Here is a 14,324-nt window from a genome sequence, read left to right on the forward strand (position 1 = left end):
CCCGAAGGTTCGGCTCAATGAATTCTGATTTGTCGTTTCAACTCGAAAGTCAAAACAAACTGTACATATTGCTATGAACACTCATTCATTGATGTAAATTTTGATTACTCGCCATACGGCAGAGTAATTTCGATTAACTCAACACCTGTGAGTGTCCACACAGATTTGCTTGATAAATTGTTAAAGAGCGTTGACCATCGCCTTATCGCAAGTGATTTCAGCGGGTCAGGGCTGCGTATTCTACGCATTCCCGTTTTTGCGTCAAGTAGTTTTTGCAACTTTCTTTTCGCTCATCGAGGAGTGAATCACTCGATGAACTGGCACTTGAAACTGCGTATCGCTGTCTGCCGTGTCAGTGGATGCGCATTATAGGCAGCAGAACTTTTTGTGCAAGGGCTTTTTTCGGTTTTTTTGATCTTTTTTCAATAGTTTCAGTTAGTCACAAAATACCCACTATTTACCCTCAAACTTATCCACAAAACAGATAAAAGCGGTTAATTTTAGTGCAGCAATACTGATTACGATTTATAGACGAAGGGTTTTATAGTCGGTAGAGAGTTAAAGCACCTATAAAGAAGCAGGCATGAAAAAGGCGACTATTTCAGTCGCCTTTTAAATTGAGCTTACGTGTTTATTAGCTTAGCTTGCCGTGGCACTGCTTATACTTACGGCCTGAGCCACAAGGACAAGGATCGTTACGGCCCACTTTATCGCCGTCGCGGATCATTGGCGTGTGGGCCATCATCTCGTCGCTACCATCATCCCCACCGACTAAGGCTTCGGCTGCTGCATGCTGATAGTCGCGTTGGATCTTAGCATCTTCTTCACGACGACGCGCTTCCATCTCTTCTACGTCTGACTGTGCTTGTACTTGTACCTTAGATAGCACGCTAATGACATCATGCTTTAAGGTCGACAGTAATTGTTGGAATAGTTCGAACGACTCGCGCTTATATTCTTGCTTTGGATTCTTCTGCGCGTAACCACGTAAGTGGATACCTTGGCGTAAGTGATCCATCGCCGCTAAGTGTTCTTTCCACAGACCATCGAGGGTTTGCAGCATCACAGCTTTTTCGAACTGGCGTAGTACTGGCGCACCGACCATTTCTTCTTTTGCTTTATACGCATCAGACCAAGAAGTGATGATACGCTCACGCAATGTTTCTTCGTGTAAGTCGTCTTCTTTATCTAGCCATTCTTGGATTGGCAGTTTCAGCATAAATTCTTGCTGTAAACGTTGCTCTAAACCAGGCACATCCCATAACTCTTCCACTGATTGTGGCGGAATGTATTGATCGATCACCGCACTGATCACATCGTCTTGGATGTTTTTGATGGTGTCTTCGATACTTTCGGCATCCATCAACTCGTTACGCTGTGCGTAAACCACTTGACGCTGGTCGTTTGCGACATCGTCAAATTCGAGCAGTTGCTTACGAATATCGAAGTTACGCGCTTCTACTTTACGTTGTGCGTTTTCAATCGCACGGGAAACCCATGGATGTTCAATCGCTTCACCTTCTTCCATCCCCAGTTTCTTCATCATGCCTGAGACACGATCCGAGGCGAAGATGCGCATTAAGCTATCTTCCATCGACAGGTAGAAACGTGAAGAACCCGCGTCACCTTGACGACCCGCACGACCACGTAGCTGGTTGTCGATACGGCGAGATTCGTGGCGCTCAGTACCTAAAATGTGTAAACCACCGGCGGCGACCACGGCATCGTGGCGCTCTTGCCAGTCGGCCTTGATTTTGGCTTTTTGCTCAGCAGTTGGATTCTCGAGGGCTTCGATTTCCATATTCCAGTTGCCGCCTAACACGATGTCGGTACCACGACCCGCCATGTTAGTAGCAATAGTCACAGCGCCAGTACGACCCGCTTGGGCAACAATTTCGGCTTCTTTTTCGTGGAACTTAGCGTTAAGCACTTGGTGCGGGATCTTCTCCTTCACCATTAAGCGCGCTAACAGTTCAGACTGTTCAATAGACACTGTACCCACCAATACAGGTTGGCCACGTTCACGGCAATCTTTGATGTCTTTAATGATCGCTTGATATTTTTCATTGGCGGTGAGGTAAACCAAATCCGCCATATCCTTACGCACCATAGGACGGTTGGTCGGCACAACCACAGTATCTAGACCATAGATGTGCTGGAACTCAAACGCTTCGGTATCAGCCGTACCTGTCATACCCGCTAACTTCTCATATAAACGGAAGTAGTTTTGGAAGGTAATCGATGCCAGAGTTTGGTTTTCGTTTTGAATACGAACGCCTTCTTTGGCTTCAACGGCTTGATGTAAGCCTTCTGACCAGCGACGACCTGGCATAGTACGGCCAGTGTGTTCGTCAACGATGATCACTTCGCCATCTTGAACGATATAGTCAACATCGCGCTCAAACAGGGTATGCGCACGCAGCGCCGCATTCACATGGTGCAGCAGAGAAATGTTGGCCGCTGAATAGAGTGAGTCGCCTTCGGCTAACATGCCGCGCTCAATCAACAGGTTCTCAACCTTCTCTTGCCCACGCTCGGTGAAGTGCACTTGTTTGGCTTTTTCATCGATGCTGTAGTCACCCTCACCTACATACTCTTCAGAGTCTTCTTTATCTTGACGGATAAGACTTGGGATAAGCGTGTTGATCTTGATGTATAGCTCAGAGCTGTCTTCCGCAGCACCAGAGATAATCAGTGGCGTACGGGCTTCGTCGATAAGAATTGAGTCGACTTCGTCGATCAGGGCATAGTGCAATGGACGTTGAACACGCTCTTGTGGCGAGAACGCCATGTTATCACGCAGATAGTCGAAACCAAATTCGTTGTTGGTACCGTAAGTAATGTCGGCATTGTAGGCGTCTTTTTTCGCCTGCTGGCCTAGACCTGCGACGTTAATGCCGACCGTTAAGCCTAAGAATTCGAACAGTGGGCGGTTGTTTTCCGCGTCACGACGAGCTAAGTAATCGTTGACGGTAATAACGTGAACGCCTTTACCGGTTAAGGCATTTAGATAGGCAGGGAGGGTCGCGGTTAAGGTTTTACCTTCACCGGTACGCATTTCAGCAATGCGGTTACTGTCGAGCACCATACCACCGAGTAACTGCACGTCGAAGTGGCGCATCTCGAAAACGCGCTTCGATGCTTCACGCACGGTCGCGAAGGCTTCCGCCATAATGCTCTCTAATGAAGCTCCGGCCGCTAAACGCTCGCGGAACTCGGCGGTTTTCGCCTTAAGCTGTTCATCGGTTAATTTTTCATAATCGGCTTCAAGCGCATTAATCTTATTAACTACTTTTTGTAACCCTTTGAGGGTACGGTCGTTGCGACTACCAAATACTTTTGTCAGTAATTTACCAAACATCTGAATCACTTATTTTCTGTAGGCCAAGTCCATGATGGAAACTAGAAGCCAATGTTTCAATTAACCTGCCTTGCGGTAGACAAACTTCTGTGGATCTATCTGCTGTCCGCCACGCAACACTTCATAATGCACATGAGCCCCTGTTGAGCGCCCAGTGCTTCCCATACTGGCGATGGTTTCGCCTTTAGCGACCACATCACCTACAGCTACTGACAAAGCTTTATTATGACCATAGCGAGTACGTAAACCGTTACCATGGTCGATTTCGACCAATTCGCCATAGCCAAACATATTCCCAGCCCAAGTCACCACGCCTGCAGCAGTCGCGACAACTTTAGCCCCTTCTCGACCGGTAAAATCGATCCCTTTATGCATGGTTCGACGACCGTTGAAAGGGTCATTACGTAATCCGTAGGGCGACGATAACCAACCTTTATCGAGTGGGAGCCCTGATACATAACGTTCAGCATCTATATGGTGGTTAGATGACACTGTTTCAAGTAGTGATAGTTGAACATTATTGTTGTCAATTCGTGACGCCAGTTTATCCATATCATCGATAAGCTGACCAAGTTCGATATTCGAGCCTAATTCGCTCAAGCCACCGACACCCACTTCAGAGGAAAAATCAAAGTCTTCATCCAATTTGTTTTGTTTAGCGACTTGTTGACCCAAGGCCTCGAGACGGGTGATTTTAGCTTGCATACGCGCAACATGGGTCGCCAGCATGGCTAGCTGTGACTCTGTGGCACTCTTTAATTCTAAGACTTGCTTCTTTTGTTGTTCGCGTTGGATACGATCGTTATCGACACTGGCTTGCTGGTTTTCAAATTTAGCAGAGTTGTGTTGATAAATACCGGCACCAGTCGCCAACAATAGCATGGGAAGGAGCAACCAGCGTTTACTGGGTTGCCAGCGCGTGACGCCATTCCGACCTTGAATAAATACTGTTACACTCATAGCCTAATTCAGCCATCTTATTATCATATGAAAAAGCCCCCTCAGGATCTCAGCCAATTACTACACCAGTCAGGCACATTGCCCGATATAGCTGAGAAAGCGGAACTACTTTTATATCTGGATCAGCACGTGAAGCAGATTGTCGCAGGTCCTGTTGCGGAGCAGCTGAAAGTCGCCAATTTCCGCCAGGGTGTTCTTGTGGTTGAAACCACTTCGGCAGCATGGGCCGCACGAATTAATTTCCAAAAGCCGAAACTACTAGCGCAGCTTCAAGCAGAAACGCTCCCAATCCTTACCGCAATTGAAGTTAAAGTCAACCCGAGATTAGCATTGTATGACGCAAAGCCGAAACAGGCGCACAAGCAACTCAGTCCAGCCGCGGCAGAACATATTGCTGCGCTTGCAGAAAATGTGAGCGGAACACTAGGCGAAAAACTAAAACGGCTGGCCACATTGGCCAGCCGTAATAAGTAAACATCAAGCGCTATTAAGCGTAAACCGCGCCACCTGGCACAGTAAAGCTGACGGGAACATCGGCTTCTTTCTCAAAGCTCACCAGCTCCCACGCATCCTGCTGCGCCAATAAGGCTCGCACTAATTGGTTATTCAGTGCATGACCCGTTTTATAGGCAGTAAACTCACCAAGAATGGCGTGTCCTGCCACGTAGAGATCACCAAACGCATCTAAAATTTTGTGCTTAACGAACTCATCCTCATAACGCAGGCCGTCGGGGTTGAGGACGCGATATTCATCAAGTACAACCGCGTTTTCCATGCTGCCACCTAATGCTAGGTTGTTCGCACGCAGATACTCAATATCACGCATAAAACCAAAAGTACGGGCACGGCTAATGTCTTTAACAAAAGCAGAAGTAGAGAAGTCCATCACCACATGCTGTTGACTACGGGCAATTTCAGGGTGAGCAAAGTCAATTTTGAAGTTGACTCTAAAACCTTTGAATGGCTTCAGCTCGGCCCACTTATCACCGTCTTCAACACGCACAGGGCGTTTAATCTTTAAGTACTTCTTAGGCGCAGCCTGCTCTTTGATACCCGCAGACTGAAGTAAGAAGACAAATGGGCTCGCACTGCCATCCATAATTGGGATTTCAGGCGCGTCCACTTCGATTACGGCGTTATCAATGCCTAAACCCGCTAAGGCTGCAAATAAATGCTCAATAGTCGAAATACGAATACCTTCGTCATTGACAAGTGCCGTGCACATAGTGGTTTCGCGAACTTGCTCCGCCTTTGCTGGAATAGCAACGGCAGGATTCATGTCGGTACGCACGAGTACGATCCCTGTATTGACTGGTGCGGGCATAATGCTCAAGGTGACCTTATTCCCAGAGTGCAAACCGACTCCAGTAGCCTTCACCATTTTTTGAACAGTTCTTTGAAATATCATTCAGTTACCCGTTTAGATTTCTATAATTAAGCCTAATATTTGCACACACAGCGGCGGCAAAACGACCACATAGGTGCTACATGGTAACATAAGTTGACCATGTCATACAAATGTAGTCATTGGGTGGTACAGCCTCACAGAGCAAGGCACCACCCGACACGCTGGACTCAAATACCTGTTTTAGTCAGCTTGCTTACGCAAAAACGCTGGGATATCTAAGTAATCCAATTCATGCTTTGTTGAAGGTGCTGGCGCTGGAGCCGGTGCGGGCGTAGCAGGTAACACGTTACCCTTTGGCGCCGCATAGCTCACATGAGTTGCTTCTTCGACATAGGCTTCTACTTTTGGTTCCACAACCACTGGCTCTGGACGTGGTGCTGGTTTAGAAACCAGTTGAATATCAGGACGCTTTTCAGCACCGATACCCGTTGCAACCACAGTTACACGCAGCTCGTCGCTCATTTCAGGGTCGATCACCGCACCGACGACCACAGTCGCGTTGTCAGAAGCGTAAGCTTTAACATGGTTACCTACGGTTTCGAATTCTTCGATGCTCATGTCCATACCTGCGGTAATGTTAACTAACACACCACGGGCACCGGCTAAGTCGATGTCTTCTAACAATGGGCTGGCAACTGCCGCTTCGGCCGCTTCTTCCGCACGGTCTTCACCACGCGCAACACCGGTACCCATCATGGCATTACCCATTTCGGACATAACGGTTTTCACGTCCGCAAAGTCGACGTTAATCAGACCTGGGCGAGTGATCAGCTCGGCAATACCTTGTACTGCACCGAGTAACACGTTATTCGCTGCGGCAAACGCATCGAGTAATGACGTACCACGGCCCAATACTTTTAATAATTTTTCGTTAGGGATAGTGATTAACGAATCTACGTGCTTGGCCAGCTCGCTAATACCTTGCTCGGCATAAGCCATACGCTTCTTGCCTTCGAAAGGGAAAGGCTTAGTCACGACGGCAACTGTTAAGATGCCTTCCTCGCGAGCGATTTGAGCCACAACTGGTGCAGCACCTGTACCCGTACCACCGCCCATACCGGCGGCGATAAAGATCATGTCTGAGCCTTTGATCGCTGCACGAATGTTTTCGCGGTCTTCTTCCGCTGCGGCACGACCCACTTCTGGGTTGGCGCCAGCGCCAAGACCTTTAGTGACATCGCGACCTAATTGAATCGTTGAGCCAGCGCCTGATTTACGTAGCGCCTGTGCGTCTGTGTTGGTAACGACAAACTCAACACCTTCAATGTTGTGTTTGACCATATGTTCGACAGCATTACCGCCGCCGCCGCCAACGCCGATGACTTTAATCACCGCGTCGTCTGAGTGAGTGTCCATGATCTCAAACATTGTCTGATCTCCGTGTTGCCTGCGTTATTAAAATTCACCCTTAAACCAGCTTTGGACCCGATTCCAAGCACTGGTAACCCCTTGACGCTCAGGACGCTCGAATTGACGCTCAAGCACCCGTCTTGCACCGTAATGAAGCAATCCAACCCCAGTGGAGTAAATAGACTGATCCACGTATTCGTATAACCCTTTAATCGGCAATGGTGAGGCGACGCGAACTGGCATACCAAAGGTTGCCTCCGCGATGTCCACCACACCTTGGATCGACGCCGTACCGCCTGTGAGCACGATACCTGCGGCGATTTGATCTTCTAAACCACTGTCTTTCAGCTCCTTGAGCACTAACTCAAACAGCTCTTGATATCTCGGCTCTACCACTTCGGCCAAAGTATGGCGCGACATGCTACGCGATGGACGACCACCGACCGATGGCACTTCGATACTGTCTTCGCGGCTCACCATGGAGCTGCGCGCACAGGCGAACTGCACTTTAATTTGTTCAGCATGTGACGAAGGTGTGCGGAAAATCTTCGCGATATCGTTGGTCACTTGGTTGCCCGCAACTGGCACAACCGCGCAATGACGCAACGCACCATTGGTATACACTGCGATATCTGTCGTGCCACCGCCGATATCGACGATACACACACCTAAGTCTTTTTCATCGAAGGTTAATACCGCATCCGCCGACGCTATGCCGGAGAACACTAAGTCATCTACCTTCAAGCCACAGCGTTCAACACTCTTAGTGATGTTCTTCGCCATATCATTGGCGCAGGTCACTATGTGTACCTTGGCTTCCATCCGCATGCCTGACATGCCGATAGGGCTGCGAATGCCGTCTTGTACGTCAATCGCGTATTCCTGTGGTAACACATGCAGGATGCGGCGTTCCGTTGGGATCTTCACCGAGCGCGCGGTGTGGATCACGTTGTCGACGTCTTCCTGTGTCACTTCTTCATCGTTAATCGACACCATGCCATTTTCGTTTTGGCAGGCGATATGTTTACCGGAAATGCTCAGGTAAACCGATGATACTTGGCAGTCTGCCATTAATTCCGCTTGATCGAGCGCGCGTTGCACACTGCGCACGATGGAGTCTAAATCGTTAACGCCACCCTTATCCATGCCCCTTGAAGGGTGGTTACCAAGGCCGACTATGCTGATTTCGCCATCGGGCAGAACTTCGCCTATGATCACTGCGACTTTAGAGGTTCCTATGTCCAATCCGACGATCAGATTTCTATCTTGGTTTTTGGTCATTAATTATCGGCTCTCTTGTTTGTGCATCGCCCCAGCCTACGGCCAACCCTGTGTCGTAGCGCAAATCCACTCTGGCAATCGGTTTATCTTGTTTCGCCAGTAACGGATAAACAGTGATAAACCTTTGTATCCTTGCCATTTTATCTTCTCGACCTAGGTCTAAAACAATACCGTTACCCAGTGTCGCGTGCCACGCATGACGTGGCGTTAAACTCAAATTGGCCAAGGTAAAGCCATTAATCTTCAGTAACGAGTTAACCTGCGCGTAGGCGGTTAACACTTCGGTCCCCATATCATCTGGCCCAGATAAATAAGGCAGATGCTCTAGCTCAGGATGCGATGGCGCTTCAAACACTTCACCATGCACATTGAGCCAAGCGGTGCCATTCCAATGGGCGACCGGTTGTTGCTCCTGTAAATACACCCTGAGTTTCGCTGGCCATTCACGCCTCACTGACGCGCGATACACCCAAGGTAAGGCTTCTAAGGCCTGTTGCACTAAGGTGATGTCTGCGCTGAAAAAACTCCGCTGCATTAAATCCTGTAGTGCAATTTGTATATCTCTATCTGTGGTGTAAGTCCGTTCACCTTTGATGGCCACAGCCTCAATGGGCAGCGTGCTGGCATCATTTAAAAACTTATGCAGTTGGTAGCCACCAAAGACAAAACTCCCAATGACTAACCATAAAAAACCAATTCCGCTCCACAGGTACCAATTAACCCGTGACATCCTCGCCCACCAGTGTCGCCTCTTATCACTCCAAGACACGTTTGTTTCCACCTTTCAACGACACTACTAAAAACCACAGAAAATCGGCCATTATATAGAGCTAAAGCCTCGGGTCAAAATTTCCTTTAAACCCGAGTTGTTCCGCAATACATCAAGGTTTTACCTCGGTTGTCGCGGCAATGCTAAAGCCCAATTCAGAGGCGGCTAGCTGGCGCGACAGGGCGCCTATATTACCCGCACCTTGGGTCAACAATAAATCCCCCTCCTGCAACACATCGGGTAGCACTTCGGCTAACTGATCTGGGCTGGCGATAAAGATGGGATCTAACTGGCCACGCAAACGAATCGAGCGGCACAGTGCACGGCCATCGGCACCGGGGATCGGCGCTTCACCCGCGCTATACACCTCGAGTAACAACAAGCAATCCACTTGAGATAACACTTCAATAAAGTCTTCGTACAAATCACGGGTACGAGTGTATCTGTGTGGCTGATAGGCCATGACTAAGCGTTTGTCTGGCCAGCCTGCGCGCGCCGCTTTAATGGTCGCCGCCACTTCGCTGGGGTGATGACCATAGTCGTCCACTAACATCACTTCGCCCTTTGGCGTCGCGAACTTACCTAAGTGTTGGAAACGACGGCCAATACCCTGGAATTCAGCCAAGGCTTGAATGATGGCGCTATCATCGATTTCATCTTCTGTCGCCACCGCAATCGCCGCGAGCGCATTTAATACATTGTGCTGACCCGGTAGGTTAAGCAGCAGATCTAAATCTTCCTTGCCTTTACGTCTGACGGTAAAGCGGCATTGGTGACCCTGCTGATGGAAGTTCAGTGCCTGCACGTCGGCATCGTCACTGAAGCCATAGGTGATCATATGGCGACCAATGCGCGGCATAATCTCACGCACCACTGCATCGTCGATACACACTACAGCCACGCCATAGAATGGCAGGTTATGTAAAAAGTCCACGAAGGTCGATTTGAGCTTTTCAAAATCCCCACCGTAGGTGTCCATGTGGTCGGCTTCAATATTCGTCACCACGCTGACCATAGGTTGCAGGTGCAGGAAGCTGGCATCACTCTCGTCGGCTTCGGCGATAAGATAACGACTCGTGCCTAAGCGGGCATTAGTACCAGCACTGTTCAGCAGGCCACCAATCACGAAGGTGGGATCGCGCCCCGCTTGACCATACAAACTGGCAATCAAACTGGTGGTCGTGGTTTTACCGTGAGTCCCTGCAATCGCCACACCATGGCGATAACGCATCAACTCGGCCAACATCTCGGCGCGGCGCACGATAGGAATACGCAATTCCTTCGCCGCAATAATCTCTGGGTTCTCAGGATTAATCGCGGTTGAGACTACCACCACATCGGCTTGCTGCACGTTATCGGCGCCATGGCCGATATGAATTTTCGCGCCCAGCAGGCAGAGTCTGTCAGTCACGGCGTTTTGCGCGATGTCTGAACCACTGACGACATAACCTTCGTTTACTAATACTTCAGCGATCCCGCCCATGCCCGCGCCGCCAATGCCGACGAAATGAATACGCTTAATCCGGCGCATTTCTGGGATCATACTTCTTAGCTGTAAGTATCTTTCTGTCTTAGTCATACCTATCCTTTCTCGGCGAGAGCGATACACACTTGGGCCACCTGCTCGGTCGCATCCAACACGGCAACATCTCTCGCTCTTTGGCCCATTTGGGCTAATTCTGCTCTGTCATTGGCGAGTAACTGTAATTTACTCACCAGCTTATTCACGTCCAAGATGGCCTGCGGCAATAGGAAAGCGGCGCCAGCCTCAACCAATACTTGAGCGTTACGGGTCTGATGATCATCCACGGCATGGGGATAAGGTACCAGAATACTCGGTAGTCCCACCGCCGCTAACTCGGATACCGTCAGCGCGCCGGCACGGCACAATACCACATCCGCCCAGCGATAGGCGGCTTCCATGTCATCAATAAATTCGGCAACGTTAACGCCGCCCTCTTGTCCTTGCTGTTGATAAGCCGACTTAACGCCCGTCAGATTATCCTTACCCACTTGATGCCAAACCGTAATCGACTGCTGCTTACTCAGCGCGGCTACCACTTCTGGCATTAAGTCGTTAAAGACTTTGGCGCCTAAACTGCCGCCCACCACTAAGACTTTTAAAGCATCATCCGCGGCTTGCTTAGGCTCGGCACCTAAGGCGATAAGCTCGCGACGAATGGGGTTACCCACCACCTTGGCCTTCACCTGAGTGAAAGTATTTTTAAAGGCGCACAGTACTTGATTGGCAATTCGCGAGAGTAACTTGTTGGTCATTCCCGGAATGGCGTTTTGCTCATGCAGCACTAAGGGCACGCCCGCTAATTTCGCCGCCACACCGCCCGGGCCGCTGGCAAATCCGCCCATGCCCAACACCACATCGGGCTTGAACTCGGCAATCACGGCCTTGGCTTGCAAAATCGAGCGCACCACTTTAAAAGGCGCCGCCAATTTACGCACTAAACCATTGCCACGCACGCCCTTGATGTCGATAAAATCGATATCGAAGCCATACTGAGGCACTAAACGCGCCTCCATACGGTCGGCTGTGCCTAACCAACGCACTTGCCAACCTTGTTGCGCTAAATATTTTGCCACCGCGAGCGCCGGGAACACATGTCCGCCCGTGCCGCCAGCCATGACTAAAATACGTTTACCCGCGTCGGTCATTACTTCAATCTCCCTTGCACGGCCTGAACTAAACTCATACGCCGCTCATAATCGATGCGCAGCAATGTCATTGCCGCCGCCGTCATGACCCATAGACTACTACCGCCGTAACTCACAAAGGGCAGTGTTAACCCTTTAGTAGGTAACATACCAATGCTTGCGCCCACATTAACGACGGTCTGGAAACAGATCCAAATCCCGATGGCATAGGCCAGATAACCTTCGAAGGCTTTGTCCATCGCCAAACATAAATTGCCGAGGCGAATGGCCCTCAATGCCACAAACAGCAGCACAGATAACACTGCGATAATGCCGATAAAACCTAACTCTTCACCGATCACGGCAAAGATAAAGTCGGTATGCGCCTCGGGGAGGTACTCCAACTTCTGAATACTGTTACCTAGGCCCTGACCAAACCAATCGCCCCGACCATAGGCCATCAGCGATTGCGTTAACTGATAGCCACTACCGAACGGATCTTGCCAAGGATCTAAAAACGAGGTCACCCGGCGCATACGGTATGGCTCGAGCAGAACCAGCGCCACGAAAGCCAACACCCCGGCAAAAATCAGCGCGAAGAAGTCCAGCAGACGCGCCCCCGCGAGGAACAACAGCCCCACAGTACCGACGAATAACACCACCACGGTACCTAAGTCGGGCTGCATCAAAATCAAAATCGCGTAGATCGCAAATACCGCAATCGGCTTATAGAAGCCCTTCGCATTTTCACGCACTTCCTGATGCCGACGAACCAGATAACCCGCCATATACACAGAGAACGCAAACTTAGCGACCTCGGCCACCTGAATACGAATGGGACCTATGGATAACCAACGGGTCGCACCGTTGACTGTGGTACCGACAACCAGCACCGCCAGCAACATCAAAAATACGCCTAGCAACATGATGGGGCTCATCCGCTGCCAAGTTTGCATCTCGACCCTCAGCACAAAAGCGGCAATCACTAAGCATCCCAACAGATAACCCACATGGCGAGTCATAAAGTGGAAGGGATTGCCCGTCAGCGTTTGCGCCTCAGGCATAGAGGCCGACATAACCATGACAAAACCAAAGCCAATCAAAGACAGCACGGCCGTGAGCAAAGCCCGGTCGTACAATTGCACGCCCGGCACCTCGTTATCACGTTGCCAGTTAGGCAGTGCGTTCAGCACTCGCCCAAACAGGCTGAGCTGTCTTGCATCACTCGCCATCGAGTTGCTCCACTTGGCTTCTAAAATCATCCCCACGAGCCATAAAATTGCTGTACATATCTAGGCTCGCACAGGCTGGCGATAGGAGTACGATATCGCCCGAGGTGGCTAACTCGGCGGCCTTAGCCACTGCAGCAGCCATAGAGTCCACCTTGATGGCCCCTTCCTTCAATGCAGCTATCTTATTACCATCGCGACCTAAGGTGATGAGGTGTGTCACTTTCGTTAACGGCTCGACTAGCGGGCTGAAATCCGCGCCCTTACCATCACCACCGGCAATCAAAATAATGTCACCTAAGTGATCGCTTAACCCATCGAGCGCCGCGACGGTGGCGCCAACATTGGTCGCCTTAGAGTCGTTCACATAGGTCACGCCCGCTTTCACACCGACCACTTCACAGCGATGAGAAAGGCCAGTAAAGGTACGAGCCACTTTAGCCATGACTTGCTTCTCTACGCCCACGGCATACACCAGCGCCATAGCAGCGAGTAAGTTGGCATGGTTATGACTACCAATCAGCGATACTTCGGTGATCGGCATAATTTCACTGTGACCGTGGTAAATCTTGCTATCACAAATGCCCCACTCATCACCCTCTGGCGGCGCTAAACCAAAGCTGTTTTGGTTCATCGGCTCAGTAGGGATAGTCAGCGCATCATCACGGTTAAAGATGATGGAGCGGCTTTGATGGTACAGACGCAGCTTGGCCTTGCGATAGGCATCCATATCGCTGTATCTGTCCATATGATCTTCGGTCACGTTCAAACAGGTCGACGCCACGCAATTCAAGCTATGAGTGGTTTCGAGTTGGAAGCTCGACAGCTCAAGCACAAAAATATCGGCATTTTCCGTCAGCAGATCGAGCGCCGGAATGCCAATGTTGCCCCCCACGGCCACCGCCATGCCGGCTTCACGCAGCATTTCACCCACTAAGGTGGTGACGGTCGACTTGCCGTTTGAGCCAGTAATCCCAATCACACAAGGTTTACGGTCGGCAATCTCACGGGCAAATAGCTCCACATCGCCAATGACTTCAATCCCCATATCCAGAGCCGCGCGCACCTCGGGCGTATCAATCGCAATACCTGGGCTGATAATGATTTGCGTCGCTTGCACTAAGTAACGGCAATCGAATCCGCCGGCAATCAGCTGCACCTCAGGGAATGCGCTGGCAAGGGTGTCCGCACCTGGAGGTTGGCGACGACTATCCATCACCAAGGGCGTAATGCCTTTTCCACACAAATAGCGCACTACCGAGAGCCCGGTAGCACCCAAACCTAACACTATGTGTGAATACTGACTTTGCATGAGCG

Annotated in this window: 11 protein-coding genes; 1 reads left to right on the forward strand and 10 read right to left on the reverse strand. The window is 50.2% G+C overall.

Annotation, left to right across the window (positions count from 1 at the left end):
• Positions 1-634: 634 nt before the first annotated feature.
• Positions 635-3,361, reverse strand: a complete 2,727-nt coding sequence (secA, locus tag SHEWANA3_RS19540) for a preprotein translocase subunit SecA (RefSeq protein ID WP_011718491.1) — start codon at positions 3,359-3,361, stop codon at positions 635-637.
• A gap of 60 nt (positions 3,362-3,421) precedes the next feature.
• Positions 3,422-4,321, reverse strand: coding sequence for a M23 family metallopeptidase (locus SHEWANA3_RS19545; RefSeq protein WP_011624932.1), 900 nt, complete (start codon positions 4,319-4,321; stop codon positions 3,422-3,424).
• A 27-nt stretch (positions 4,322-4,348) separates the two neighbouring features.
• Here SHEWANA3_RS19545 and SHEWANA3_RS19550 point away from each other — a divergent pair, with 27 nt between their 5' ends.
• Positions 4,349-4,795, forward strand: coding sequence for a DciA family protein (locus SHEWANA3_RS19550; protein ID WP_011718492.1), 447 nt, complete (start codon positions 4,349-4,351; stop codon positions 4,793-4,795).
• A 13-nt stretch (positions 4,796-4,808) separates the two neighbouring features.
• Here the strand turns inward: SHEWANA3_RS19550 and lpxC are convergent, their stop codons facing one another.
• From lpxC to murD, 8 genes are all read right to left on the reverse strand, one after another.
• Positions 4,809-5,729, reverse strand: coding sequence for a UDP-3-O-acyl-N-acetylglucosamine deacetylase (gene lpxC / locus SHEWANA3_RS19555; RefSeq protein ID WP_011624293.1), 921 nt, complete (start codon positions 5,727-5,729; stop codon positions 4,809-4,811).
• A 180-nt stretch (positions 5,730-5,909) separates the two neighbouring features.
• A complete protein-coding gene (ftsZ, locus tag SHEWANA3_RS19560; RefSeq protein WP_011718493.1) occupies positions 5,910-7,097 on the reverse strand; it encodes a cell division protein FtsZ in 1,188 nt (395 codons plus the stop codon).
• A 27-nt stretch (positions 7,098-7,124) separates the two neighbouring features.
• A complete protein-coding gene (gene ftsA / locus SHEWANA3_RS19565; RefSeq protein ID WP_011718494.1) occupies positions 7,125-8,360 on the reverse strand; it encodes a cell division protein FtsA in 1,236 nt (411 codons plus the stop codon).
• Positions 8,341-9,090, reverse strand: coding sequence for a cell division protein FtsQ/DivIB (locus tag SHEWANA3_RS19570; protein WP_011718495.1), 750 nt, complete (start codon positions 9,088-9,090; stop codon positions 8,341-8,343). Before SHEWANA3_RS19570 ends, ftsA begins: the two co-directional genes overlap by 20 nt.
• 151 nt (positions 9,091-9,241) lie before the next feature.
• The gene (gene murC, locus SHEWANA3_RS19575) at positions 9,242-10,708 is read right to left on the reverse strand and encodes a UDP-N-acetylmuramate--L-alanine ligase (protein WP_011718496.1); all 1,467 of its coding nucleotides are present in this window, start codon (positions 10,706-10,708) and stop codon (positions 9,242-9,244) included.
• 2 nt (positions 10,709-10,710) lie between these two features.
• Positions 10,711-11,799, reverse strand: coding sequence for an undecaprenyldiphospho-muramoylpentapeptide beta-N-acetylglucosaminyltransferase (gene murG / locus SHEWANA3_RS19580; protein ID WP_011624928.1), 1,089 nt, complete (start codon positions 11,797-11,799; stop codon positions 10,711-10,713).
• Entirely contained in the window at positions 11,799-13,010 is a 1,212-nt protein-coding gene (gene ftsW / locus SHEWANA3_RS19585; RefSeq protein ID WP_011624927.1) for a cell division protein FtsW, read from the reverse strand. Before ftsW ends, murG begins: the two co-directional genes overlap by 1 nt.
• Complete coding sequence (murD, locus tag SHEWANA3_RS19590; protein WP_011718497.1) at positions 13,000-14,319, reverse strand: UDP-N-acetylmuramoyl-L-alanine--D-glutamate ligase; 1,320 nt, start codon at positions 14,317-14,319, stop codon at positions 13,000-13,002. Before murD ends, ftsW begins: the two co-directional genes overlap by 11 nt.
• Positions 14,320-14,324 lie beyond the last annotated feature (5 nt).

Source organism: Shewanella sp. ANA-3 (genome assembly GCF_000203935.1).
GTDB lineage: Bacteria > Pseudomonadota > Gammaproteobacteria > Enterobacterales > Shewanellaceae > Shewanella.

Bases quoted from the DNA above. Each gene is read 5' to 3' on its own strand.
- secA (WP_011718491.1), bottom strand. From the start codon at position 3,361: ATGTTTGGTAAATTACTGACAAAAGTATTTGGTAGTCGCAACGACCGT.
- SHEWANA3_RS19545 (WP_011624932.1), bottom strand. From the start codon at position 4,321: ATGAGTGTAACAGTATTTATTCAAGGTCGGAATGGCGTCACGCGCTGG.
- SHEWANA3_RS19550 (WP_011718492.1), top strand. From the start codon at position 4,349: ATGAAAAAGCCCCCTCAGGATCTCAGCCAATTACTACACCAGTCAGGC.
- lpxC (WP_011624293.1), bottom strand. From the start codon at position 5,729: ATGATATTTCAAAGAACTGTTCAAAAAATGGTGAAGGCTACTGGAGTC.
- ftsZ (WP_011718493.1), bottom strand. From the start codon at position 7,097: ATGTTTGAGATCATGGACACTCACTCAGACGACGCGGTGATTAAAGTC.
- ftsA (WP_011718494.1), bottom strand. From the start codon at position 8,360: ATGACCAAAAACCAAGATAGAAATCTGATCGTCGGATTGGACATAGGA.
- SHEWANA3_RS19570 (WP_011718495.1), bottom strand. From the start codon at position 9,090: ATGTCACGGGTTAATTGGTACCTGTGGAGCGGAATTGGTTTTTTATGG.
- murC (WP_011718496.1), bottom strand. From the start codon at position 10,708: ATGACTAAGACAGAAAGATACTTACAGCTAAGAAGTATGATCCCAGAA.
- murG (WP_011624928.1), bottom strand. From the start codon at position 11,799: ATGACCGACGCGGGTAAACGTATTTTAGTCATGGCTGGCGGCACGGGC.
- ftsW (WP_011624927.1), bottom strand. From the start codon at position 13,010: ATGGCGAGTGATGCAAGACAGCTCAGCCTGTTTGGGCGAGTGCTGAAC.
- murD (WP_011718497.1), bottom strand. From the start codon at position 14,319: ATGCAAAGTCAGTATTCACACATAGTGTTAGGTTTGGGTGCTACCGGG.